The sequence below is a fragment of the Aquabacter sp. L1I39 genome (assembly GCF_017742835.1).
GTDB lineage: Bacteria > Pseudomonadota > Alphaproteobacteria > Rhizobiales > Xanthobacteraceae > L1I39.
This window is the reverse complement of record NZ_CP072392.1, coordinates 608,296-632,995: the sequence shown is the minus strand read 5'-3', so window position 1 is coordinate 632,995 and position 24,700 is coordinate 608,296. Positions and strand designations below refer to the sequence as shown.

Sequence of the window (24,700 nt, the reverse complement as noted above, 5' to 3'; positions counted from 1 at the left end):
GTTCTCCGGCCTGAGAGGGTGCCATGAGCCTGTCGCTCGCCTTCAACACCGCGCGTTCGTCGCTGAACACCACCGCGTCGCAATTGTCGGTGTCCAGCCGCAACGTCGCCGGTGCCAACGACCCCAATGCCTCGCGCAAGATCGCCCTGACGGTGACGTCCGGCGACGGTTCGAGCCGGGTCGTGACCATCTCGCGCGCGACCGGCGGCCCCCTCTTCGACCGCATGCTGGGAGCCACCTCCAACACCGCCCAGCAGCGTGCGGTGCTCGACGGCCTCGACACGCTCAAGCAGACCATCGGCGATACCAATTCGACGACCTCGCCCGCCGCCCGGCTCGGCGTGCTGCAGAGCGCCCTCCAGAGCGCCGCCAACGCGCCCGATGACCCCGGCTTCGCCCAGACCGTGGTCACCGCCGCGACCGATCTCGCCCGATCGCTCAACAGCGCCACCGACACGGTGCAGCAGGCCCGCACCGACGCCGATGCCGGCATCGGCACCTCGGTCACCAAGGTCAATGACCTCTTGGCGCAGTTCGAGGTGGAGAACGCCACCGTCGTCTCCGGCAGTGCGCGGGGCGTCGATGTGACCGACGCCATGGACCGCCGTGACGCGATCCTGTCCAGCCTGTCCCAGGAAATGGGCATCTCCACCGTCTCTCGTGGCCACAATGACGTGGTCATCTACACCGACAGCGGGGCCACCCTTTTTGACACCGTGCCGCGGGCGGTGACGTTCCGGCCCTCCACGGTGCTCGATGCCACCACCGACGGTCAGGCGGTGTTCGTGGACGGTGTGGCGGTGACCGGCACGGATGCGGCCATGCCGCTCCTGTCCGGCCGTATCGCGGGCCTTGCCACTTTGCGCGACACCCTCGCGCCCACCTATCAGAACCAGCTGGACGAGCTTGCCCGGGGACTGGTTTCCGCGTTCTCCGAGCAGGATCAGACCGGCGGCGGTGCACCTGCTGCCGCCGGTCTGTTCACGGTGGGTGACGGCACCGCCACCGTTCCCGCCAGCCTCACCGCCGGTCTTGCCGGCACGCTCGCGGTTCATTCCGGCGCCGACGCCGCCCAGGGCGGCGATCCCTTCGTGCTGCGCGACGGCGGCCTTAACGGTGCGGCCTATGGCTATAACACGGCCAGCGCATCGAGCTTCCAGCAGCGCCTGGAGGATCTCGGCACGGGCCTTGCCACCGCGCGGACCTATGACAGCGCTTCCGGCCTTGGCGCCACCCCCAAGCCCCTGTCGGGGTTTGCTTCCGCCTCCGTGAGCTGGCTGGAGGGCCTGCGCCAGACCACCTCCACCCGCGCCGACAGCGAGCAGGCGGTCCTGTCCCAGGCCTCCACCGCCATGTCCAACGCCACCGGGATCAATCTCGACCAGGAATATGCCAACCAGCTGGAGCTGGAGCGCTCCTACCAGGCCTCCTCCAAGCTGATCGGAGTGGTCAACCAGCTCTTCGATACCCTCTTCAGCGCCATCCGGTGATCGCCATGATGAGCACCTACATCTCGACCCTCGCCTGGACCAGCGCCGCCCGCAATGTTCTGCCGCGCCTGCAAACCGAGATCACCAAAGCTCAGGTGGAAATTTCGACCGGGCGAAGCGCAGATCTGGGGCTTTCTCTGGGGGTGGGCACTGGCCAGAGCGTCGATCTGCACGCCGCCGAGGCGCGCCTGACCACGCTCAAGCAAGATCATGCCCTGGCCAAGAGCCGTCTTGATCTCACACAGACGGCACTGGGTCAAATTTCCAGCGATACCAACACATTCCTGCAGAATCTGATCGCCGCCAAGTCGAGCAATCTGGGCACCGCCATCATGGTGGATCAGGCCAAGTCCGGACTTTCCGCTTTCACGGCGATGATGAATACAAGCGACGGGCAGCGCTACGCATTCGGTGGCGAAAATAGTTCGATCGCTCCTCTTGTCGATTACGATAGTGGGCCCAAGGCGGCCGTCAACGCAGCTTTCGCCCTGCGTTTCGGCCTCAATGCCGCCGACCCGCAGAATGATCCGAACATCGCCAATATCTCCGCCTCCGATATGGAGGACTTCCTGAACAATGAGTTCGCCGCCTTGTTCGCCGACCCCGCCTGGGGCCAGGACTGGTCGCGCGCATCAAGCCAGGACGTCACAACCCGCATCTCCACGTCCGAGACCGTCCCCGTCTCCACCACCGCCAACACCACAGCCATGCGCAACCTTGCCATGGCATACACCATGGTGTCCCAGCTGGGTCTGACCGCCTTGCCGGAGGCCGCCAAGGATATGGTGCTGAAGAAGGCGGTCGATGTGACGGGTGCGGCCGTGTCCGGGCTGACCGCAGTCTCCAGCACGCTCGGTGTTTCCCAGACGCGAATCGCGGCGGCTGAGACCGCGACACAGAATTCGCTCGATGTGGTCTCTGCCCGTATTGCCGCGATCGAAGGTGTGGACCCTGCAGAGGCCAAGACGAGACTGGATACGCTAACCACTCAACTGCAGATGTCCTACTCGACCACGGCTAAGATCATGCAGCTGAGCATTCTAAATTATGTTTGAAGGCAGTAACGAGGGCGTCATGTATAAGTTCTCCTATGCCGAGATTCTCGAGGAATCCGGAGCCATCAAACGCGAGCGGGAGCGCCTCGCCCTCGATCATGCCATCGGCTTGCTCGACACTGCCTCCTTGTCCGACCGGGGTTCTTCTGCGCTGGAGGCGATCGAATATACTCAGAAGCTCTGGGGTTTTCTGATCTCCGACCTGTCCAACCCCCATAACGAGTTGCCCGACGACTTGAAGGCGAGCCTCATTTCCATTGGTCTTTGGGTGATGAAGGAGGGGGATGACATTCTCAACGAACGTTCTTCCAACTTCGCCGGCCTCATCGAGGTCAACAGAGCCATCCGGGACGGACTGTCATGAAAAAATCCATGCAGCTCAATCTGAGAGCGGGGGAAAAGCTTTACATCAACGGGGCGGTGGTTCGTTTCGACCGCAAGGTGTGCGTCGAATTGATGAATGACGTGACGTTCCTCATGGAAAATCACGTCATGCAGCTGGAGGAAACCACCACGCCGCTGCGCCAGCTCTATTTCGTCGCCCAGGCCATCCTGATGGACCCGGCCAATGCGGGGGCTGCGCGGAACCTGTTCTTCCAGCAGCTGGCGGCGCTCTTTACCTCGTTCCGGAACCTCGACGTTCTGCACGGGCTGGACGAGGTGGGGCAACTCGTTGAATCCGAACGGGTTTACGACGCGCTGAGAGCTTTGCGGGGGCTCTTTCCCATCGAGGAGGCGATCCTCGCGGACCCTCATTGCCGGCCGCCGCGCGCCGCCTGAGGCGGAAAGGTGGCCTCGCGCAACCTTCAGCGGGCAAGACGGAGCAGGAGGAGTTCCCATGACGACCATTAGCAACGTGACCGGTTCCACTGCTTCGTCGGCCACCGCTTCGGCCGCGGCGGCCAAGTCTCCGTCCAGCATCGACTACACCGCCTTCCTGCGTCTCCTGGTGGCGCAATTGCAGAACCAGGATCCCACGCAGCCCATGGATTCCACGGCCTACATGTCCCAGCTCGCCTCCTTCTCGCAGGTGGAGCAGTCGGTGGCATCGAACGCCAAGCTGGACTCCCTCCTGGCGGCAACTTCGCTTCAGACCGCAGAACGCGCCGTCGGGCGCACCGTGACCAGCGCCGACGGAACCGTCAGCGGCGAGATATCTTCCGTGCGCGTGACCAGCGGCGACCCGGTCGCGACACTGACGGATGGCCAGACCGTAACTTTGTCCTCCGGCATCGTGCTGCGCTGATGAACGAGGCGGATGCCCTGGATCTGGTCCATTCTGCCATCTGGACCATTCTCATCGCAGCAGGGCCTGCGGTCGCGGCGGCGATGCTGGTGGGTCTGCTTGTGGCCTTCTTTCAGGCCCTGACTCAAGTGCAGGAAGTGACCCTGACCTTCATTCCGAAGATCATCGCAGTTCTTGCCGCCACGGCTGTCACCGGCTCCTTCATGGGCGCACAGATCCTGGCTTTCACGCAGGAAATCTACGGCCACATCGCGACGGGATACTGAACGGCGGACGCTCTTCGCCGAGCCTTGAAGCAACAGTGCCATGGCCCGGGCGGGCCGGCGCCATATGAGGTGGCGCGGGGGTGAAAGATGAGTGACATTGCAGCCGACGGCGTTGCCGTGGGAAATTCGCGCCGCGACATCGGGTTTGCCATCGGCGTGGTGGCGATCCTCGCGGTCCTGTTCCTGCCGATTCCGACCTTTCTCATCGATATCGGCCTTGCGCTCTCCATCGCCCTGTCGGTGCTGATCCTGATGGTGGCGCTGTGGATCCAGAAGCCGCTGGAATTCTCCTCCTTCCCAACCATTCTGCTGATCGCCACGCTGCTGCGCCTTGCGCTCGGCGTCGCCACCACGCGTCTGATCCTAGCGGATGGGGGCGATGGCGTTCATGCGGCCGGCCGCATCATCCAGGGCTTCTCGCAGTTGGTGATGAGCGGTGATTTCGTCATCGGCATCGTGGTCTTCGTGATCCTGGTGACGGTGAACTTCCTCGTCATTACCAAGGGTGCCACCCGTATTGCGGAGGTGGGCGCGCGCTTCACTCTCGATGCCATTCCCGGCAAGCAGATGGCAATTGATGCGGATCTGAATGCGGGCCTCATCGACGACAAGGAGGCTCAGCGTCGCCGCAGCGAACTGGAGGAGGAAAGCGCCTTTTTTGGCTCCATGGACGGCGCCTCCAAATTCGTGCGCGGCGAGGCCATCGCCAGCCTTATCACCATAGCGGTCAACATTTTCGGCGGCATCATCATCGGTGTCACACGCCACGGCATGCCGCTTGGCGAAGCGGCGGACATCTTTACGCGCCTCTCGGTGGGGGACGGCCTCGTCTCACAGATTCCAGCCCTGATCGTCTCCCTTTCCGCCGGCCTGCTTGTGTCCAAAGGTGGCACGCGGGGACGGGCGGAAAAGGCGGTGCTTGGGCAACTGGGGGCCTATCCTCGGGCGCTCTTCGTCGCCGCCGGCCTCCTGTTCTCGCTGTCCCTGGTTCCCGGCCTTCCCTTCCCGCCCTTTGCCGCCCTCGCGGGGGTGATGGCCTATGTGGGCTATGTCATTCCCAAGCAGATCGCCCGCCAGAAGGCGGCGGCGGACGCCAAGGTGGCGGAAGAGGCGGCGGCCGCGCAGAAGGAGGCGCGTGAGAGCGTCAAGGAATCGCTCCGGACGCCGGAAATCGAGGTTTGCGTCGGCAAGCAACTGGCGGGGACTGTGCTGCGCTCGCCGACAGAGCTTTCGAACCGCGTCTCCAAGATGCGGCGCAAATTCGCCATGCGCTACGGCTTCGTCGTGCCGGACATCCGCATGTCGGAAAGCCTGTCGGTTCCGGCCAAGACTTACCAGATCAAGATTCACGGCACAGTGGTTGCTGCCCATGACATGCGCATCGGCGAACTCCTGGTGGTGACCGGGGAAGGCCGCCCGCCGGATGTGCCCGGCGAGGAGGTGCGCGAGCCCGCCTTCGGCATGAAGGCCATGTGGGTGGCGGAGGCTTATGCGGCGGAGGTGCGCAGGGAAGGCTTCACACCTGTGGACAATACCACCGTGATGCTCACACATGTGAGCGAAGTCATCTCCAACAACTTGCCGCAACTCCTGTCCTATAAGGATATGAGGGCGCTCTTGGATCGCCTTGATCCCGAATATAAGCGTCTCATCGAGGACATCTGCCCGTCCCAAATCTCCTTTTCCGGGTTGCAGGCGGTGCTCAAGCTGCTGCTGTCCGAGCGCGTTTCTGTGCGCAACCTGCACCTCATCCTGGAAGCAATCGCTGAGATTGTTCCCCATGCCCGGCGTTCGGAGCAGGTGGCGGAGCACGTGCGCATGCGAATGGCCCAGCAGATTTGCGGTGACCTCGCGGAGGGCGGCGTGTTGCGGGTGCTGCGGCTTGGCAGCCGCTGGGATCTGACCTTCCACCAGAGCCTGAAGCGGGACGCGAAGGGCGAGGTGATCGAGTTCGATATCGATCCGCGGCTTGTCGAGCAGTTCGGCACCGAGGCGTCCGCCGCCGTGCGTGAGCGGATGAAGCAAGGGGCGCCTTTCATTCTCGTCACCGCCCCCGATGCGCGGCCTTATGTGCGGATGATCATCGAGCGCATGTTCCCCTCTCTTCCCGTGCTCTCCCATGTGGAGATCGCCCGTGGTGTGGAAATCCAGTCGCTGGGCGTCATTGCATGAGCGCGGAGGCGAGCCATGCGGTCTTCGCCGCCTTTCTCGTCTTCTGCCGCGTGGGCGCTTGCCTCATGCTGCTGCCTGGTATCGGGGGGCGGCATCTCCCGGTGCAGGTGCGGCTGTTCCTCGCCGTCGCCATCTCGCTTGCCTTCTCCCCCATGCTTGCCAATGAGATGGGTGGGGTGGCCTCGCCGTCCAATGCGGTCGGCTTTGTCATGTCGGTGACGTCGGAAGTGGCGATCGGGGCGGGCATCGGCCTTTTGGCGCGTGTGTTCTTCCTCGCACTTCAGACCATGGCCAATGCCATTGCCCAGGCAATCGGCGTCGCTGGCATGCCGGGGCTTCCCTTGGAGGACGACGAGCCTCTGCCCGCCATCGCCACGCTGATCGCCTTCAGCGCGACCACGCTGCTGTTCGCGAGCGACCTGCACCTGGAGCTTATCAAGGGAATATTTGAAAGTTACCGCCGGATCCCCCCGTCGGCCTCCTTCACCCTGCGATTCGCACTGCCGGATCTGGTCGACCAACTCACCGCCGCCTATCTCCTGGCGGTTAGGCTTTCCAGTCCCTTCATTATCTATTCCATCGTTGCCAATCTTGCGGTTGGCATCGCCAACAAGTTTACGCCGCAGATCCCCGTGTATTTCGTAGCGACGCCATTCGTAATGGCGGGCGGTCTGCTGCTTTTATACATGATCGCCGACAGCTTCCTCGGCAACTTCATTCAGGTGGTCGGCGCCTGGCTCAAGGGAGGATAGGTCATGTCCGATCGCCTGGCAAAGGCCCGCCGCATCGTCGCCGTGCGCGAGCAGATGCACAAAGTGGCCGAGTGGGAGCAGGCGCGGCTCGTGCGCGAGCATGCGGATCTCGAACGCACCCGGGGCGAGTTGCTGGCCTCCTACGACCATGATCAGTTCGGCCGCCTTTTCGCTGGCAGCGTTGCCCGTCGGCTGGCGCAGGTCAGCCGCGCCGCACAGGTGGTGGCGGAAGCCAGGTCGCGGCAAGAGGAGAAGGTGCGGGAGGAAGCGCTGGCTTTGAAACGGGCAGAGCGCCTCGAGGCGAATGCCGAGGAGGCTGCGCGGTCCGAGGCCGACAAGAAGGCGTTTCAGGTCCTGGTGGAGGCGAGCGCCACGTCTTCTTCCCGCGACAGGGACAATGCAAGCCTCGCATAAGCCAAAGGCGGCAAGGTTCCCTGGTCGAAACTCCCTTTTGCGAATGGGACCATGGGAATCCAGCCTCCTTCAGACATCGTCTTTGGCGTTATGCAGGCCGCAGATCCGACCCGCCAGCAGGCGGTGATCAGCAAGCTGCGTGCGCTGGCGATGGGCGCGCCTTCGGAAAGCCTGGCCTTCGATCAGGTGATGCCGCCGAAGGGTCTGCCGGCGACGCCGGCCCCGCCTCTGACCCCGGGCCTTGCCCCCTTCGCCGTGTCCTCCACCGTATCCCTGCGTAACGCCACGGCCTTGTCCCGACAGCAGGCCGGAGCCGGTGCCGATGTCACGCCTGCGGCCGCCTCGTTCCGGAAGTTCGAGGCCATGGTCATGTCGCAGTTCGTGCAGGCCATGATGCCGCAGAAAGCCGAGGCCGTGTTCGGCAACGGCAATGCCGGCCAGATCTGGAAATCCATGCTCGCGGAGAAAATCGCCGATCAGGCCGCGCGGGCGGGCGGCATCGGCATCGCCCAGCGCCTTGCCACCGCCTTCGCGGCCCGCAACCAGGACGCGGCCCAGGGGGCAGCGCAGGCTGAGGCAGCAGGCGCCACCGGAGCGTCCGCTGCGGCCGCATTGGCGACCGCCACAGGCCTGAAGGCAAGGGTGTGAGGCGCGCCATGGACCTTTTCGAGGCTCTCCCATCCGTGCCGGGCAAGGATCCCGCGCTGGCTACCCTCGTCAGCGCGCTTGAGCGCCTGGAGGAACTGGTGGACCAGGAGACGGAGGCCCTGCGCCTGCGCGCACCGCTCGATCTTGCCGATATCAATCGCCGCAAGAGCCGCAGCCTCCTCGAACTCAGCCGCGCTGCGCGCGGCGTGGATGTCCGTCAAGGCGACCTGCTGCAGGAGCGGCTTGACCGCTTGCGCGGCAAGCTCGTGGACAATCAGGGGGTTCTCTCCCTGCATCTGGCAGCGGCCCAGGAAGTGGGTGCCATCCTCGACCAGGCGCTCCGTGACGCGGAATCCGACGGCACCTATTCCACCTATCACGCGGCCGAGGGGAGGGGCGGATGGTGAAGTTCCTCCTCATCGGTCTGTGGGTGTGCGCGGTGGCCCTCGGATCGAGCTATGGCGCGGCCTATTGGGCGGCGGGGGCGGCCCATGCCAAGGCAGACGATCCCTATCCGCCGGGGCTCGACTATCGCCGCCTTCCGCCGGTCACCATCCCCATGGTCATTGACGGACAGATTAAAGGTTATGTTCTGGCGAAAATGGTTTTCACGGCGGATGCCGCGACGCTGCGTAAACTTCCAGTTGATCCATCCATCTTTGTCACGCATTCGGTTTTCAATGAAATCTATGTGAATGGCCGGATCGAATCCGGGAAGATCGCGAAGTACGATCTTTCCGCGATGATGTCCCGCATCAAGGCAGCGGCAAACACCTATATCGGCGGTGATGTCGTGCAGGAAGTACTTGTGGATTCCATCAACTACATCGACAAGACGGATATGCGGTCGGCCGCAGGAAATAATGCACCCCTGAAAAACGAGAGCAAGCCCGCGCCAAAGGCGAAGGCTGCGCACTGAGATCGGAGTAGACCATGAAGATCATCGGCAAGATCTACAGCATCGTCGGGGTTCTTGGCCTGACCACTGTCGCCGTGTGCGGTGCCGCTCTCTACGGCATGCAGGCGCAGAGGGAGGGTGCGGCCATCCTGGACAACACCGTCCAACGGGCCTTCCTCCTGGAGCAGATCAATGGCTCCATTACCGCTGTCGTGATGGAATCGCGCGGCATCTACATGTCGCCGACCACGGAAGCGGCCAAGCCGTTCGCCGCCGGCCTCGTCCGGGCACTGAACAATATCGATAAGAGCGTCGCTGAACTGAAGAGCCTGACGCCGCCGGCCGAGCAGCCTGACCTTGCTAAGGTGCTCGTCGACCTCAAGGATTTCCGCACCTTCCGGACGGAGACTGTGCGGCTGGGCACCGAGCAGGACCCCAAGCTCGCGAACGCACAAGGCAATAACGAGGCGAACCGAAACAACCGCAAGGCGCTCCAGGCGTCCCTGTCGAAAGTGACAGCCGGCGTCATGGACGACCTTGAGCCCCTTCGCCGGGCACAGGAAGCGTTGCAGAACAGCGTCTGGACCATCCTCATCGCCGCCACGGTCGGTGGACTCGCTATCGGCGTGGGCATTGCGCTCTTCATCGGCTCACGTCTCCTGAGCCGGCCGCTGGTGCGAGTTTCCCAGACGCTCCAGAAGCTCGCAGACGGCGACCTGGAGGTTCAGCTCGAAACGCGCCGCACCTCTGACGAGGTGGGGGATCTGTGGAACAGCACTGAGCAGTTGCTGGGCGAACTTCGCACGGCTGAGCAGATGCGGGCGGAACAGGCTGCGACAACGCAGCGGCTTGAAGACGAGAAGCGCGCCGCCATGCGCTCGCTCGCCGAGCAGTTTGACCGGGACGTGTCGGGCGTGGTGCGCACCGTCGCCGAGGCGGTGTCTCTTCTGGAGCGCAATGCCGCCTCCATGAGCGCCTCCGCGGACGAGACGAGCCGTCAGTCCACCATAGTGGCCGCGGCGGCCGAGCAGGCCACCTCCAACGTGCAGACCGCCGCCTCCGCTGCGGAAGAGATGGCGGCCTCCGTGCGCGAAATCGGCTCGCAGGTGGCGACCGCTGCCCGCATCGCCGGCGAGGCGACCACCCAGGCCACCGGCACGGCCGAAGTGGTGCGCGGCCTTGCGGCTTCCGCTGCGCGGATCGGCCAGGTGGTCAATCTCATCACCGATATCGCCTCGCAGACCAACCTCCTCGCCCTTAACGCCACCATCGAGGCGGCCCGGGCGGGCGATGCGGGTCGGGGCTTCGCGGTGGTCGCGCAGGAAGTGAAGACCCTGGCGGAGCAGACCTCCAAGGCGACCGACGAGATTTCCTCGCAGATTTCGGCCGTCCAGGGAGCGACCAATGAGGTGGTGCGAGCCATTGAGGGAATTTCCGGGACGATCCGTCGGATCGACGAGATCTCCACGGCCATCTCCACCTCCATCGACGAGCAGGGCGCAGCCACCGGAGAGATCGCCCAGAACGTCGCCCAGGCCGCCCAGGGCACGCAGGAGGTCTCCTCCTCCATCACCAATGTGAGCTCGGCCGCTGCCAATACGGGCCGGGTGTCCTCCGACATCGTGCACGCCGCCAGCGACCTGTCCAACCAGGCCCAGCGCCTGCGCAGCCAGGTGGACATCTTCGTCGAGCGCGTCCGGGCCGCCTGATCGGTCTTCCGCATCCGGCATGGGCGCCCGCCGCGGCGCCTAGGCCCTGAGTTCCGGCCCCTCGGGGCTGCAGTTGAACCCTTTTAGCCCCCGCCTGCACCTCGGAGTTGAGGCCATGGATGACCTGTTGCGCGAGTTCCTGACGGAGACCAATGAGAGCCTTGACGTGGCGGACGTGGAACTCGTCAAGTTTGAGCAGGATCCGAACAATGCTCAGATCCTGAACAATATTTTCCGCCTGGTTCACACCATAAAGGGCACCTGCGGCTTCATCGGGTTGTCCCGCCTCGCTGCTCTTGCCCATGCTGCTGAAACCCTGATGGACAAGTTCCGCGAGGGACGGCCGGTCACCACCGAGGCTGTCGGCCTCGTGCTGAGCACCATCGACCGCATCAAGGGACTGATGGCGGAACTGGAAGCGGCCGAGGGACGCGAGCCGGAAGGGTCCGACGAGGATCTGATCCATCAGTTGGAAGCCATGGCCGAAATGGCGGCTGCGGCGGTGTCTCCGCCGCCTCCGCCGCCCAAGCCGCCGGCCCCTGTGGTTGCCCCCGTGGCTGCGGCCGTGTCGTCGGCCGGTGCGCTGGAGCGTGAGCTTTTGCCGGGTGAAATTCCGCTCGATGAACTGGATCGGATTTTCCGTGAGACCAAGGTAGAGCGTCCCTCCAAGTCGGTCGCCGCGTCCAAGGTTGCCGCCGCGCCGCCAGCTGAAGCGCCCGCCGCCAAGCCCGCCCCCGCTGCGGCCCGCCCCATGCCCAAGCCCGCCAACGACACCGCGCCGCCCGCCCGCGAGGAGGCCGCTCCGGCCGCTGCGCGCGGCGAGGATGCTGCCCATACCAGCGTCTCGGCGCAGTCCATCCGCGTCAGCGTCGGGGTGCTCGAGCATCTGATGACCATGGTGTCGGAACTGGTTCTCACCCGCAACCAGCTCATGGAGATTGCCCGCCGGCATGAGGATTCCGAGTACAAGGTCTCTCTCCAGCGCCTGTCGAACGTCACCGCCGAGCTGCAGGACGGCGTGATGCGCACCCGCATGCAGCCGATCGGCAATGCCTGGCAGAAGCTGCCCCGCATCGTGCGTGACCTGGCTCAGGAACTGGGCAAGCAGATCGAGCTGGAGCAGATCGGCGCCGAGACGGAGCTTGACCGTCAGGTGCTCGACCAGATCAAGGATCCGCTCACCCACATGGTGCGCAACTCCGCCGATCATGGCCTGGAAGGTCCGGAGGAGCGGCGCGCCGCCGGCAAGGCGGAGAAGGGGACGATCCGCCTGTCCGCCTATCACGAGGGCGGGCACGTGATCGTCGAGATCGCCGATGACGGCCGTGGCCTCAACGTCGCCCGCATCAAACAGAAGGCCCTGGAGAACGGGCTGGCCACCGAGGCGGAACTGGCCAAGATGCCGGACGGCCAAGTGTTCCGCTACATCTTCCATGCAGGCTTCTCTACCGCCGAGAAGGTGACCAACGTCTCCGGCCGTGGCGTCGGCATGGACGTGGTGCGCTCCAATTTGGAGCTCATCGGCGGCACGGTGGAAGTGCGCTCCAAGGCGGGTGAGGGCTCCACTTTCATCATCAAAATCCCGCTCACTCTTGCCATCGTTCCGGCCCTGATCGTGCGCGCCGGTGACGAGCGCTTCGCCCTGCCGCAGAGCGCGGTGGTGGAACTGGTGCGGGTGCAGCCCAATTCCGAGCATGCAGTCAAGCGGCTTAAGGAAGCGCCGGTGCTGTGCCTGCGCGACAAGCTGCTGCCCATCGTCCAGCTTGGCACTCTGCTGGGCATGGAGCGTGACCCGGCCAAGGAAGAGGCGCTGCTCAACGATGCTCTCATCGTGGTGATGCAGGTGGGTCACCAGACCTTCGGCGTGGTGGTGGACGCGGTCTCTCACACCGAGGAAATCGTTGTGAAGCCGATGTCCTCGCTGCTGCGCCAGCTCTCTCTGGTGTCGGGCAGCACCATCCTCGGCGATGGCCGCGTCATCATGATCGTGGATCCGAGCGGCCTCTCGCAGGCGGCCTCCGCCCCGGTGGAGGGCGCCGGCGAAGCGCTCGGTGCCCACGCTGCCAATCGCGCGGCGGATCGCGGGGCGACCACCTCGCTGCTGCTCTTCCGTGCCGGCGGCGGTGAGATCAAGGCGGTTCCTCTCTCGTTGGTCACGCGCCTGGAAGAACTGGACGTCACCAAGGTGGAGCGCGTCAACGGCCACCCCGTCATCCAGTATCGCGGCGCCCTGATCCCGCTCATCTATGTGAACGACCAGGTGCGTCGTGCAGAGACCGGCACGCAGCCCATGCTCGTCTTCTCGGATGATGGCCGCGTCATGGGCCTCGTGGTGGACGAGATCGTCGACATCGTCGAGGCCCATCTCGACATGCAGCTCTCGGCCGACACGCCCGAGGTGCTGGGTGCGGCGGTCATTGAGGGGCAGGCCACCGAGATCCTCGACGTGGGCCACTACATCAACCTGGCTTTCGGCGAGCGCTTCGAGCAGATGTCGCGGGCGCAGAAGGGCTCTGTTCCCAAGCTGTTGCTGGTGGATGACAGCCCCTTCTACCGCAACCTGCTGGAGCCGGTGCTCAAGGGCAACGGCTATGAGGTCACCGCCTGCGGCTCGGCCCGCGAGGCGCTGGAGCGGCTGTGCAACGGTACGCGCTTCGATGCCATCGTCAGCGACGTGGAGATGCCCGGCATGGACGGCTACGCCCTCGCCGAGGCGGTTCGGCGCGATCCGCAGATCCAGGGCCTGCCCATCATCGCGCTTGCCGGCCATAACGATCCCGACGCCATCGAGCGCGGCCGCGCGGCGGGCTTCACCGATTACATCGCGAAGTTCGACCGGCCCGGCCTGATCGCCGCCCTCAAGGAATTCGCTAACACCAGCAAGGGAGTGGCCGCATGACCACCGCGGTTGCAAAGTCGGATGCGCCCCAGCGCTCGGAGATCCAGTTCGTTACGGTGCGGATCGGGCCGCAGCTTTTCGGCCTGCCCATCAACATGGTGCATGAGGTGTTCGTTCCCGATGCGATCACCCGTGTGCCGCTCGCCTGGCGCGAGATCGAGGGCGTGCTGAACCTGCGCGGCCGCATCGTCACCATGGTGAACATGCGTCGTCTGCTCTCCCTGCCGCCGGCCGAAAAGGCCGGCATGGCGGTGGGCATCGAGCACAATGGCGAAGCCTTCGGCCTCATCATCGATGAGGTCGGCGACGTGCTCATGCTCGACACGTCACGCCGGGAATCCAACCCCGCCAATCTCGACCCCCATTGGGCGGGTATCGTGGCGGGCGTCCACCGCCTGTCCGGCGAACTGCTCCTGATCCTGGACGTCGACCTGGCCCTGCGCCGCGCGGGCATGACCCGCGCGGCCGCCTGACCCGTCCCCAATCATAGGAAGCGACACATGAAAACCTGTCTCGTGGTCGACGATTCCGGAGTGGCCCGGAAGGTGGCCCGGCGCATCCTTGAGGACTTCAGCTTCAGCGTCTCAGAGGCCGTGGATGGCCAAAAGGCGCTGGAGGAGTGCTTGCGCGCCATGCCCGACGCCATCGTGCTCGACTGGGCCATGCCCATCACGGACGGCCTGGAATTCCTGGCCAAGCTGCGCGCGACCCCCGGCGGCGATGCGCCGAAGGTCATCTTCTGTACCGCAAAGAACGATTTGGATCACATTGCCAAGGCGCTCTCCCTTGGGGCCGACGAATACATCATGAAGCCGTTCGATTCCGAGATCCTGCGCGAGAAGCTGGTCGAGGTGGGCCTGCTGGAAGAGAGCGTGCCGTGACCATCCCAGCGCCCAGCCCCACACCGCCGCCTTCGAGCGATCACATCCGCATCATGATCGTGGACGATTCCGTTTTCGTCCGCGGCATCCTCAAGACGTGGCTGTCGGAGGACCCCGAGTTCGCCGTCGTCGCCACCCACGCCAATGGCCGCTTGGCGGTCAATGACGTGGTGGCCGCGCAGCCGGACGTGGTGATTCTCGACCTGGAAATGCCCGACATGGACGGGCTCCAGGCGCTTCCCATCATCCTGGAGCGCAAGCCGAACACAATGGTGGTGGTAGCCTCCACGCTCACCCGGCGCGGGGCGGAGGTGAGCCTGCGCGCCCTCACCCTGGGTGCGGCCGACTACCTGCCCAAACCCGATGCGGGTCGCGGCATCGCCGCGGCCGATGATTTCAAGCGGGAGTTGCTCGCGAAGGTGAGAAGCCTCGGCCAGAGGGCGCGTCGGCGCCCCGGCCTGGCGCGCCCGAGTGCGTCGGCGCCCGCGGCGGCGGCTCCGCCCGCGCCCACCGCCAGCGAGGGGGCGCGTGCAACCGCAACTGCTGCTCGCCCGGCCACACCCGCCCCCCCGCCTCCTGTCGCGGCCCCCTTGAAGCGGGGAGAGACCAGGATGCGTTCCTATTCCATGTCGCCAGTGGGCATCCTCACCATCGGCAGTTCCACGGGCGGCCCGCAGGCTCTGACACGCCTCTTCGGCCAGATCGGGCAGGCCGTGGGCACTGTGCCTGTGGTGATCGCCCAGCATATGCCCGCCACCTTCACCGCCATCCTTGCCGAGCATGTCAGCCGCGCCGCCGGCCGCCCTGCGGCAGAAGGGGTCGACGGGGAGGAACTGGTTCCCGGCCGGATCTATATCGCACCTGGGGGCCGCCATATGGTGGTGGAGCGGGTCAAGGGGAAGCCGGGAATCATCCGGCTCAATGACGACCCTCCGGTCAATTTCTGCCGGCCGGCCGTCGATCCCCTGTTCAATGCCGTGGCGCAAGGATTTGGATCCCACACTCTCGCGCTGGTCCTCACCGGCATGGGCAGCGATGGGGCCCGCGGCGCAGGCGTGATCGCAGACGCCGGTGGTAGTGTGATCGTGCAGGACGAAGAGACCTCTGTCGTCTGGGGCATGCCGGGCGCCACCGCGTCCGCTGGAAATGCCTGCGAAATCCTGCCGCTCGACGGTATCGCCCGCAAGGTCAACCGCCTGCTCACGGGAGCCCGGTCATGATCACGCCTACCGACTACGACTTCTTTCGTCGTTTCCTGAAGCAGCGTTCGGGCCTCGTCCTGTCGGACGACAAGCACTATCTGCTGGAGAGCCGGCTGGCGCCGCTCTTGCGGAAGTTCGACCTTCTGGACTTCGCCCACCTTGCGACCGTCCTGCGCGACAACACATCGTTCGTGATTTCCGAAGCGGTGGTCGAAGCCATGACCACCAACGAATCCCTGTTCTTCCGGGATCGCACGCCGTTCGAGAACTTCACCAAGCTGATGTTGCCGAAGATTCATCAGCGACGGCCGCCTGGCGCCCCCATCCGCATTTGGTGTGCCGCCGCCTCCACCGGGCAGGAGCCCTATTCGCTGGCCATGACGCTGCTGGAGCATCCCGGCATCATCGGGACCCGGCGCGTGGAGATCATCGGCACGGACCTTTCCACAGAGGTGCTCGATCGGGCGCGGGCCGGACGCTACAATCAGTTTGAGGTCCAGCGCGGACTGTCCGCTCCCATGCTGCTGAAGTATTTCGTGAAGGCGGGTGACATGTGGGAGGTCTCCCCCCAGGTGAAGTCCATGGTGGACTATCGCCGCTTGAACCTGCTGGACCCCTTCATCGGCCTCGGCATCTTCGACATCGTGTTCTGCCGCAACGTGCTCATCTATTTCGACGCGCCGACCAAGACCGACATCCTGAACCGCGTTGCCCGGGTGCTCACTTCGGACGGGTTCCTGGTGCTGGGGGGCGCGGAGACGGTGATGGGCTTGGGCGACGCCTTCCGCGCCATGCCGGACTGCAGGGGCTTCTACATTCCCAACCAGGCAACGACTGCGGCGGCGGTTGGCGCCTGAGGCCCCTGTCGCATTTCCGAACGAACCGGAGATCCGGTCCGGTGAAAGGAGTGCTTTGACAAACAGATAGAGGGTTTCAGTGGGGCGATGAAACGCTGAAACCCTCTCGGCTCTCAGGCACTGTAGATCCAGTCGTAGCGGTCGATCAGGTGGCTGCCCGTCAGGCGCAGGACCGCGTCTCGCGCGAAGGCGGCGGGACCCGCCAGATGGTAGACCATGCCATTCGCCCGCGCTTCCCGCTGGATGCGCGCCGTGCGGGGGCGGCGGACAGCTTCGTAGGCCCGCAAGGCCTGCTCGGCGTCCGCGTGTTCCTGCAGCGCCTGGCCGAGGCTTGAGGCATCCTCGATCGCCTGGGCGGCGCCTTGGGCGAGAAAGGGGAGCATGCCGTGCGCTGCGTCGCCCAGCAGCGTACTGCGCCCGGTGCCCCAGCGGGGCAAGGGGTCAATGTCATAGAGGCCCCAGCACCGATAGTCTGGCGCCCGGGCGAGCAGGGCGCGCACCTCGTCCGCCCAAGCCGAGAAGGCGGCATGCACCGTCGAGGTTTCGCCCGGTTCGCTCCACCGCGCCACCGGGCGATCCTCCTTGACAACCGCCACCACATTGATGGCGTCTCCGCTCTGAACCGGATAAGTCACCAGATGAGCGTCGGCGCCGAGATAGAGCCGGACCACCGGCTCGCCCTCGTGGGGAGAGGGAATGGTTGCCCGATAGGCCAGCCGTGAGGCGAAGACCGGCATGGCCGAGTGGCCGAGCTGGGCGCGTACCGTCGAGCGGATGCCATCGGCGCCAATGAGAATATCTGCTTCGAGCGGGAGCGGCTCGCCGCCGCGGCTAGCAATGGCCGCGATCTTGCCGTTGTCCGCTTCCACGCCTTCGAGGCTCGCCCCCAGAAGGATACGGCTGCCCGCGTCCTGAGCCGCGCGGGCGAGGGCCCCATGAAGATCCGCTCGATGTATGACCAGGAAGGGCGCGCCGTAGCGCGCCGTGGCGGGCGCGTAGTCGCAGCGCGCAATCAGGCGGCCGGTGCGACCCTCCATGACCTCCAAGGCAGCGGGCAGCACTCCGGCCTGGAGAACCGCGTCCAGGACACCAAGATTGCGCAGCACGCGTGTGGCGTTCGGCGTCAGCTGCAAGCCAGCACCCACCTCCTGAAGGGCGGGCGCCTGTTCCAGGATGCTGACATCCAGTCCGATGCGACGCAGGGCGAGTGCACATGTCAGCCCCCCGATGCCGGCGCCGACCACCAGTGCGTCGCGCGCCGCGACCTGCGCGCTCATGGGCACCACGACGTCACGCCGCCTCGGACTGGCCCTGCCAGACGCACCCCTCGGGCTTCGCCTCGTTAGCCTTCAGGGCCGGATTGTAGCGATACAGCGTCGAGCAATAGGAGCAGATGATCTCGTTGTCGCCGCCCATGTCGAGGAAGATGTGCGGGTGGTCGAAGGGCGGACGGGCGCCGATGCACATGAATTCCCGCGCGCCCACTTCGATGACCGAGACACCGAGGTCGTTGCAGAAGTGGGGGATGCCGATGGCTGCCATGATCCGTTCCGTCTCTTGCGCCGCCTGTTGCAGCGCGGCGCGACTTTAGCGCTTCCAATCTGCCCATCCAAGAGGGCAGAGGGGCCTGTCCTCGGACGCGCCGTCGCGCCCCCGCCCGGGCGACCTCGGAGCGTTGCCATGGTTTGGCCGTCGCTGCCGAGCAGGATCTCTGCCTAGGGAGGCGGCTCTCGCTCGCAAAAAAGTGCATACGGGTGCCCTGGCGCTGGGCACGAAGCCCCCCATATTGACGCGCATGACGCAAGGGAAGGAATCGCATGAGGCCTTTGCGGTGTCTGCATCGGACGAACCAGCTTGGGGTCGCTGTGGCGACCCGCTCGGCGGGGGAGGGCCAGGAGCAGACCGGCGAAAGGTTCTGGAAGGTCGCAAGGGTTCGAGGGGAAAAATGAAAATTTTCAAGCGTTTGGCGATGCTCGCCGGGATCGTTGCACTGGGGTCGGCCATGAGCCTGGCCACGCTGGATACGGCGGACGCCCGCAAGGGCGGCGGATTCGGTAGCCGTGGCACTCGTACCTATCAGGCGCCGCCGAGCACGCAGACTGCGCCCACCACCGCCCAGCCCATCCAGCGCTCGGTGACTCAGCCATCGGCTGCCACCGGCACCGCCGCTGCGGCCACGCGCGGCGGCCTCTTCGGGGGTGGCTTTGCCGGCTCGCTGCTGCGCGGGCTTGCTATTGGCGGGCTCGTGGGCCTGCTTCTGGGCCATGGCCTTGGCGGCATGGCGGGCTTCCTGGGGCTGCTGCTGCAGGCCGCGCTGATCGGCATCGTGGCGATGCTGGTGTTCCGCTTCCTCGCCGCGCGCCGCCAGCCGGCGCCGGCAGGTGCACCCGCCTCCATGGCCCGCGAAGGGGTTGAGCAGCCGCGGTCGGCGCTCGGAGGTCTCGGTGGCATGGGCGGACTCGGCGGCGGGCAGACACGTCCGCAACAGGCCCCCGCGCAGCGGGGCGTCAAGGATGCGGTGGGGCTGACCGGTGCGGACTTCGATAGCTTCGAGCGGATCCTGGGCGAGGTGCAAGGCGCATTCTCCCGCGAGGATTACGGTGCGCTGCGGACGCTGACCACGCTCGAAGTTTACGGCTACCTCACGGAAGAGCTGCGTGACAACGAGGCCCGTGGCGTGCGCAATCAGGTGAGTGAGGTGAAGCTCCTCCAGGGCGATCTGGCGGAAGCCTGGCGAGAGGGGACGACCGATTACGCAACCGTCGCCATGCGCTATTCCATGCGGGACCGCATGGTGGACCGCGCCACCGGGCAGTCTGCTCCGGGTAGCGTCGACGACGTGACCGAGACCACCGAGGTGTGGACCTTCACCCGCACCCGCGGCGGGGCCTGGACCCTCTCGGCCATCCAGGACGCCTGACGGCTCTTCCCTCGAGCGAATTTGAAGCGGCGCGGCCCCCGGCAGCGCCGCTTTTTTCATGGGCTCGGGCGCGCCGTCAGGGCAAGCAGCCCGGCGCCTACGAGAAGCGAGCCGCCGGTGCGGTTCACGACCTTGATCAGTCCAGGGTTTCCCACGTGGCCGCGGGCGCGCGCGGCAGCCAGCGCGTAACCGAAGGCATTGGCGAAGGCCAGCACCAGGAATGTGGCGCAGAAGAGCGCCATCTGCGGCAGCAGGGGCGCCCCGTGGTCGATAAATTGCGGGAGGAAGGCGACGAAGAACGTCAGGCTCTTGGGATTGAGTGCCGTGACCAGGAAGGCATGCCCGAGCATGCGGCGCGCGGAGGCGGGCGCGGTGCGCGGCTCGGCCTCCAGTCGCCCTCCCGCGCGGAAGAGCTTGATGCCGAGATAGATCAGGTAGGCCGCACCGATCCATTTCAGCGCCGTGAAAAGCTCCGCGGAGGCCAGGAGCAGCGCCCCGACGCCGGCCATGGAAGCGGTCATGGCCGCGAAATCCCCAAGCGCCACGCCGATGGCCATGGGCATGGCGGACCGCCAGCCTTGACCCAGCGCATAAGAAACCACCAGCAGCACGGTGGGGCCGGGGATGACCAGCAGGACAGCGGAGGCGGCCGCAAAGGCGGCCCAGGTTTCAAGATCCATCGCGGTGTCCTCCTCTCTGGACGCAGGGACCGGCGGGCAACCGGGAGGCCTTGTGCCGGCCGTTTATCCCCTTGCCCCCATGGAGGGATCAAGCCATCCGTATCGGGGGGTGTCCAGCGATCCCTGCCAAAGAAGGTCGCGCGGGCGCCTATAGGTCACGGGTCTATGCGTCATTCCGCCACAGGTGGCGGAGGCTGGAACATATCGTTGCAGCCCTTAGCTAGGGAGTTGCGATCCGGGCCCCTCTGACGCGAGCATGTCGCACGCGTGATGTCGGATCAGCTCCGACACTTTTGCCGGTGAGTGGCCCTTGGATTCGAACAGCACGTCTTTGCTCTATCGCCCCCGTCGTGCGCTTTTCGTGGTGAACCCGAAGGCGCGGCAGGGTGGCGTGCCTCTGCCCGAGGTGCGCGAGGTTCTTGCCGAGGGCGGCATCACCCTTTTGGATGCCCGCCTCGAGAAAGGACAGAGCCTTTCCGACCTCATCCGGCAGCGCGCCTCGGAGTGCGACCTTGCGATCATCGGCGGGGGGGACGGAACGCTGAACGGTGCCGCCTCCGGCCTTTATGACACGGCCCTGCCGCTGGGCGTCCTGCCCTTGGGCACGGCGAACGACTTCGCCCGCACATTGAACATCCCTGCGGATCCCGTCGCAGCGGCGCAGCTGATTGCCTTTGGCGCACCGCGCTTGGTGGATCTGGGCGAGGTCAATGGGCATCCTTTCCTGAATGTGGCCAGCATCGGCTTTTCAGCCGAATTGGCGCGCGGCCTCACCGCCGACGCCAAGAAGCGTTGGGGCGTGCTCGGATACGCGATCACCGCCGCGCGCCTGCTCGCGCAATCCCGCCTTTTCACCGCCTATATCGAGCATGACGGCACCATTGAGACCGTGCGCACGCTCCAGGTCTCTGTGGGCAATGGCCGCTATTACGGGGGCGGCATGGCGGTGGCCGAAAGCGCCACGGCCGATGACGGCACCCTCGACTTCTATTCCCTTGAGGTCGACCATTGGTGGCGCCTGCTGCGGCTCCTGCCAAGCCTGAGGCGGGGGACCCAGGGACGCTGGGATGATGTGCGCGCCTTCCGCACCACCGAGGTCATCATCCGCACCCGCAAGCCCCGGGCGGTGAATACGGATGGCGAACTGACCACCTGGACCCCCGCCCATTTCCGCATCCGCCCGGCGGTGCTTCGGGTCTATGCCCCGACGAGCCGGCCCAGCGCTTTCCAGAGTTCCCGACGAATCCTCGCCCCTTCCCCTTTCAAAGAGTGAGACATGGACTATCTCCTTCAACTGGCTGCCGATCCGGCGGCATGGGTCGCCCTGGTGACGCTGGTCGCGATGGAAATCGTGCTCGGCATCGACAACCTGATCTTCATCTCAATCCTGACCAATAAGCTGCCGGCCCAGCACCGCACCAAGGCGCGGCGCATCGGCATCGGCCTTGCGCTGATCATGCGGCTCGGCCTCCTGGGCACCATTGCGATCATCGTGACGCTCACGCAGCCCATCTTCTCGGTGTTCGGTCACCCCTTCTCCTGGCGTGACCTCATCCTGATCTCGGGCGGCCTCTTCCTGGTGTGGAAGGCCACCAAGGAGATCCATCACAATGTGGATCCCGACCCCGGCTCGGACATGTTCGAGACCAGCAAAGTCAGCATCGGCTTTGGCGCGGCCATCGTTCAGATCCTCATGCTGGACCTGGTCTTTTCCATCGACAGCATCATCACCGCGGTGGGCATGACCGAGCACATCCCGATCATGATCATTGCCGTGATCGCCGCGGTTACGGTGATGCTTCTGGCGGCCGATCCCCTGGCGAAATTCATCGAGGCCAACCCCACCGTGGTGATGCTGGCCCTCGGCTTTCTCATCATGATTGGCATGACGCTGATCGCGGAAGGCTTCGGCGCCCATGTTCCGAAGGGCTATGTCTATGCGGCCATGGCCTTCTCGTCTGGCATCGAGGTGCTCAACATGATGGTGCGCCGGGCCAGCCGGAAGAAGGGCGCCCATTGACGCAAAAACGGCCGCCTGCGAGCGCGGGCGGCCGTTCATGGATCACCCGCCCGGCCGTTGCGGCCGGGCCTTTAATGGTTCAGCGGCGGCTCCAGATCTCGGTTTCGATCTCACCCGCCAGTTCCGGCATGTCCTCGGCGAGGAAGACCGGAATCTTGCCGGCCTTGCGCTGGTCCAGATAGGAGCGTGTCAAGCGCGCCACGAGGCCGGACAGAAGCACGATGGCCACGAGGTTGATGGTTGCCATCAGGCCCATGGAGGCGTCGGCGGCATTGAACACCGTGGCCACGCTCTCGTAGGCCCCCCAGACCACCATCGCCAGCACGCCGAGCCGAAGAACGGCTTTCGCGCCCTTGTGGTCGAGCCCGAGGAAGGTGAGCGCGTTCTCCGCATAGGCATAATTTCCGATGATGGAGGTGAAGGCGAAGAAGAAGATGGCGACCGCGATGAAATAGCTGCCGGCGGCACCGATATGCGCGGTCATGGCGGCTTGAGTGAGCTGGGTCCCGGTGACCCCATTGCCCTGTTGGAACACGCCGGAGAGCAGGATCAGGCACGCGGTTGCTGTGCAGATCACGATGGTGTCGATGAAGACGCCGAGCGCCTGCACGAAACCTTGGCTGGAAGGGTGGTGCGGCTCCGGGGTCGCCACCGCTGCAATGTTCGGAGCGCTGCCCATGCCCGCTTCGTTGGAAAACAGGCCCCGCTTCACGCCGTTCATCATGGCTGCGGCGACGGCGCCGGTGACGCCGCCCACCGCAGGCTCCAGGCCGAAGGCGCTGCGCACGATGAGGGCGAGGACGGAGGGAACCTCGCCGATATGGGCGATGAGGGCATAGAGCGCCACCGCCACATAACCGGCGGCCATGAAGGGCACCACGATTTCGGCCACGCGGGCGATGGTGCTGATCCCGCCGAAAATGATCACCCCGGTGAGGGCCGCAAGGGCGATGCCGGTGGCGATCTTCGGCAGCCCGAAGGCTCCTTCGACAGCATCGGCAATGGAATTGGCTTGTACCGCATTGAAGATGAGGCCAAAGGACAGGATGAGGCAGACGGAAAACAGCGCGCCTGCCCATGGCGACTTCAGGCCGCGCGAGATATAGAAGGCAGGTCCGCCGCGATACTGACCCTCTTCATTGCGGACCTTGTAGAGCTGCGCCAGGGTGCTTTCGGAGTAGGCGGTGGCCATGCCCACCAGCGCCACCATCCACATCCAGAAGATGGACCCCGGCCCCCCCAGATAGAGCGCCACTGCCACGCCCGCGATATTGCCAGTGCCGACTCGAGAGGCGAGAGATGTGCACAGCGCCTGGAACGGTGAAATGCCGGCCTTGTCTGTGGACGAGGAGCCGGTGACGCAGCGGATCATCTCCGGAAAATGGATGATCTGGATGAAGCGCAGGCGCAGCGTGAAGTAGATGCCGACTGCCAGCAGGCCGTAAATGAGCACATAGCCCCAGAATATCGTGTTCAGAAAGTCGATGATTGCGTCCATTCACCCCTCCACCTCGCTCGGCCGGTACCGGTGGCCTCGTCCCCGCGAAAAGCCTAAGCGCCAGACGGGATTGTGGAAAGCAGGAAGTATTTCAAGCGGGTGACGTTTTCCGGCCAGCTGGCGGGCCGGGCATACCTCTGGCTTGAGATGCTCCTGTCGTGCCGGAGTGGTGTTCCTTGAGACGTGCCGCCCGGCATCTTCCGGCGCGCGGGGGAGACGGCAGTTGGTGGCCTGCCTCTTGCCCGCTTCCCCTGCGGGCCGGCGCGCACTAGGTTCCGCCCCCCGGGATCGGCGGCAAGCGAGGACTTCCATGCCCACCTTTTCATCCGACGGCGTCGAACTGGCCTATCTGGACGAGGGCGCGGGCGATGTGGTGCTTCTTATTCACGGCTTTGGCTCCACAAAGGAGATCAACTGGGTCAATACGGGTTGGGTGAAGCTGCTGCTGGGGGCGGGACGGAGGGTGATCGCGTTCGACCATCGCGGGCATGGCGCTTCGGAAAAGCTTTATGATCCAGAGCTTTATCATACCGAACTAATGGCCGACGACGCGGCGCGGCTGCTCGATCATCTGGGCGTGCAGCAGGCGGATGTGATCGGCTATTCCATGGGTGCCCGCGTGGGCGCGCACTTGGCCTTGCTGCATCCGGAGCGGGTGCGGTCTCTCGTCATGGGCGGCCTCGGCATACATCTGGTGGAGGGGGCGGGCCTGCCCCAGTCCATCGCCGATGCTCTGGAGGCGCCCAGCCTCGATGATGTCACCGACCCCATGGGCCGCATGTTCCGGGCTTTCGGCGATGCCAACAAGGCGGACCTGAAAGCGCTGGCCGCTTGCATCCGCGGCTCGCGCCAGATGCTCAGCGAGGCCGAGGTGCGTCGCATCTTCCAGCCGGTCCTTGTGGCGGTGGGCACGCGGGATGCTGTCGCGGGCGATGCCCACAGGCTGGCGGCTCTGCTGCCCGATGGCGAGGCCCTGGACATTCCCGGCCGCGACCACAATCCCGCGGTGGGCGATAAGGTGTTTAAGCAGGGGGTGCTGGATTTCTTCGCGCGGCGTCCGTGAATGGGGCAGGCATCCACAGGCGCGCGGAAC

General features: G+C 65.2%; 26 protein-coding genes. 22 read left to right on the top strand and 4 right to left on the bottom strand.

From position 1 onward, the window contains the following. Nucleotides 1–23 precede the first annotated feature (23 nt). The 18 genes from flgK (at nt 24) to J5J86_RS02805 (ending at nt 16,489) form a co-directional block, all read left to right on the top strand. Nucleotides 24–1,490 (top strand): flagellar hook-associated protein FlgK, encoded by a 1,467-nt coding sequence (gene flgK, locus J5J86_RS02890; protein WP_209103405.1) that lies wholly within the window; start codon nt 24–26, stop codon nt 1,488–1,490. A gap of 5 nt (nt 1,491–1,495) precedes the next feature. Then, entirely contained in the window at nt 1,496–2,545 is a 1,050-nt protein-coding gene (locus J5J86_RS02885; protein WP_209103404.1) for a flagellar hook-associated family protein, read from the top strand. Between the two features lie 19 nt (nt 2,546–2,564). Beyond that, nucleotides 2,565–2,909 (top strand): flagellar biosynthesis regulator FlaF, encoded by a 345-nt coding sequence (flaF, locus tag J5J86_RS02880; protein WP_209103403.1) that lies wholly within the window; start codon nt 2,565–2,567, stop codon nt 2,907–2,909. Beyond that, on the top strand, nt 2,906–3,325 hold the full coding sequence (flbT, locus tag J5J86_RS02875) for a flagellar biosynthesis repressor FlbT (RefSeq protein WP_247657961.1): 420 nt from the start codon (nt 2,906–2,908) through the stop codon (nt 3,323–3,325). Before flaF ends, flbT begins: the two co-directional genes overlap by 4 nt. Before the next feature lie 58 nt (nt 3,326–3,383). Beyond that, on the top strand, nt 3,384–3,791 hold the full coding sequence (flgD, locus tag J5J86_RS02870; RefSeq protein ID WP_209103402.1) for a flagellar hook assembly protein FlgD: 408 nt from the start codon (nt 3,384–3,386) through the stop codon (nt 3,789–3,791). Continuing rightward, nucleotides 3,791–4,057, top strand: coding sequence for a flagellar biosynthesis protein FliQ (gene fliQ / locus J5J86_RS02865; protein WP_209103401.1), 267 nt, complete (start codon nt 3,791–3,793; stop codon nt 4,055–4,057). Before flgD ends, fliQ begins: the two co-directional genes overlap by 1 nt. Nucleotides 4,058–4,144: 87 nt before the next feature. After that, entirely contained in the window at nt 4,145–6,229 is a 2,085-nt protein-coding gene (gene flhA / locus J5J86_RS02860; protein ID WP_209103400.1) for a flagellar biosynthesis protein FlhA, read from the top strand. A gap of 65 nt (nt 6,230–6,294) precedes the next feature. After that, nucleotides 6,295–6,981, top strand: a complete 687-nt coding sequence (locus J5J86_RS02855; protein WP_256437073.1) for a flagellar biosynthetic protein FliR — start codon at nt 6,295–6,297, stop codon at nt 6,979–6,981. A gap of 3 nt (nt 6,982–6,984) precedes the next feature. Then, complete coding sequence (locus tag J5J86_RS02850; RefSeq protein ID WP_209103398.1) at nt 6,985–7,395, top strand: hypothetical protein; 411 nt, start codon at nt 6,985–6,987, stop codon at nt 7,393–7,395. Nucleotides 7,396–7,446: 51 nt separating this feature from the next. Further along, entirely contained in the window at nt 7,447–8,043 is a 597-nt protein-coding gene (locus J5J86_RS02845) for a rod-binding protein (protein WP_209103397.1), read from the top strand. Nucleotides 8,044–8,051: 8 nt separating this feature from the next. Further along, nucleotides 8,052–8,450 carry a hypothetical protein gene (locus J5J86_RS02840; protein ID WP_209103396.1) on the top strand — a complete coding sequence of 133 codons (399 nt, stop codon included), beginning with the start codon at nt 8,052–8,054 and terminating at the stop codon, nt 8,448–8,450. Beyond that, on the top strand, nt 8,444–8,962 hold the full coding sequence (locus J5J86_RS02835; RefSeq protein ID WP_209103395.1) for a hypothetical protein: 519 nt from the start codon (nt 8,444–8,446) through the stop codon (nt 8,960–8,962). The genes J5J86_RS02840 and J5J86_RS02835 overlap by 7 nt, the downstream gene beginning before the upstream one ends. 14 nt (nt 8,963–8,976) lie before the next feature. Continuing rightward, complete coding sequence (locus J5J86_RS02830; protein WP_209103394.1) at nt 8,977–10,650, top strand: methyl-accepting chemotaxis protein; 1,674 nt, start codon at nt 8,977–8,979, stop codon at nt 10,648–10,650. A 115-nt stretch (nt 10,651–10,765) separates the two neighbouring features. Beyond that, complete coding sequence (locus tag J5J86_RS02825) at nt 10,766–13,549, top strand: hybrid sensor histidine kinase/response regulator (protein WP_209103393.1); 2,784 nt, start codon at nt 10,766–10,768, stop codon at nt 13,547–13,549. Next, nucleotides 13,546–14,022: a chemotaxis protein CheW gene (locus J5J86_RS02820; protein WP_209103392.1), complete on the top strand. Its 477-nt coding sequence runs from the start codon at nt 13,546–13,548 to the stop codon at nt 14,020–14,022. Before J5J86_RS02825 ends, J5J86_RS02820 begins: the two co-directional genes overlap by 4 nt. Nucleotides 14,023–14,049: 27 nt before the next feature. Next, nucleotides 14,050–14,430, top strand: coding sequence for a response regulator (locus tag J5J86_RS02815; RefSeq protein ID WP_209103391.1), 381 nt, complete (start codon nt 14,050–14,052; stop codon nt 14,428–14,430). Nucleotides 14,431–14,483: 53 nt separating this feature from the next. Beyond that, complete coding sequence (locus J5J86_RS02810) at nt 14,484–15,650, top strand: protein-glutamate methylesterase/protein-glutamine glutaminase (protein ID WP_209105207.1); 1,167 nt, start codon at nt 14,484–14,486, stop codon at nt 15,648–15,650. Then, nucleotides 15,650–16,489, top strand: coding sequence for a CheR family methyltransferase (locus tag J5J86_RS02805; protein WP_446698677.1), 840 nt, complete (start codon nt 15,650–15,652; stop codon nt 16,487–16,489). The genes J5J86_RS02810 and J5J86_RS02805 overlap by 1 nt, the downstream gene beginning before the upstream one ends. A gap of 113 nt (nt 16,490–16,602) precedes the next feature. On the opposite strand, the gene J5J86_RS02800 is transcribed toward J5J86_RS02805, so the two are convergent. Beyond that, nucleotides 16,603–17,766, bottom strand: coding sequence for an FAD-dependent monooxygenase (locus J5J86_RS02800; RefSeq protein ID WP_209103389.1), 1,164 nt, complete (start codon nt 17,764–17,766; stop codon nt 16,603–16,605). A gap of 13 nt (nt 17,767–17,779) precedes the next feature. Continuing rightward, nucleotides 17,780–18,031, bottom strand: a complete 252-nt coding sequence (locus J5J86_RS02795) for a zinc-finger domain-containing protein (RefSeq protein WP_209103388.1) — start codon at nt 18,029–18,031, stop codon at nt 17,780–17,782. 460 nt (nt 18,032–18,491) lie between these two features. On the opposite strand from J5J86_RS02795, the gene J5J86_RS02790 reads away from it, so the two are divergent. Then, nucleotides 18,492–19,409, top strand: a complete 918-nt coding sequence (locus tag J5J86_RS02790; RefSeq protein WP_247657959.1) for a TIM44-like domain-containing protein — start codon at nt 18,492–18,494, stop codon at nt 19,407–19,409. A gap of 56 nt (nt 19,410–19,465) precedes the next feature. Here J5J86_RS02790 and J5J86_RS02785 read toward each other — a convergent pair whose 3' ends face one another. Then, on the bottom strand, nt 19,466–20,089 hold the full coding sequence (locus J5J86_RS02785) for a LysE family translocator (protein ID WP_209103387.1): 624 nt from the start codon (nt 20,087–20,089) through the stop codon (nt 19,466–19,468). A 310-nt stretch (nt 20,090–20,399) separates the two neighbouring features. On the opposite strand from J5J86_RS02785, the gene J5J86_RS02780 reads away from it, so the two are divergent. Together J5J86_RS02780 and J5J86_RS02775 are read left to right on the top strand one after the other, a co-directional pair. Then, nucleotides 20,400–21,362 (top strand): lipid kinase, encoded by a 963-nt coding sequence (locus tag J5J86_RS02780; RefSeq protein ID WP_247657946.1) that lies wholly within the window; start codon nt 20,400–20,402, stop codon nt 21,360–21,362. Between the two features lie 3 nt (nt 21,363–21,365). After that, on the top strand, nt 21,366–22,109 hold the full coding sequence (locus tag J5J86_RS02775) for a TerC family protein (protein ID WP_209103386.1): 744 nt from the start codon (nt 21,366–21,368) through the stop codon (nt 22,107–22,109). A gap of 79 nt (nt 22,110–22,188) precedes the next feature. Here the strand turns inward: J5J86_RS02775 and J5J86_RS02770 are convergent, their stop codons facing one another. After that, nucleotides 22,189–23,607, bottom strand: coding sequence for an alanine/glycine:cation symporter family protein (locus J5J86_RS02770; protein WP_209103385.1), 1,419 nt, complete (start codon nt 23,605–23,607; stop codon nt 22,189–22,191). A gap of 310 nt (nt 23,608–23,917) precedes the next feature. On the opposite strand from J5J86_RS02770, the gene J5J86_RS02765 reads away from it, so the two are divergent. Continuing rightward, complete coding sequence (locus J5J86_RS02765) at nt 23,918–24,670, top strand: alpha/beta fold hydrolase (RefSeq protein WP_209103384.1); 753 nt, start codon at nt 23,918–23,920, stop codon at nt 24,668–24,670. Nucleotides 24,671–24,700: the final 30 nt, after the last annotated feature.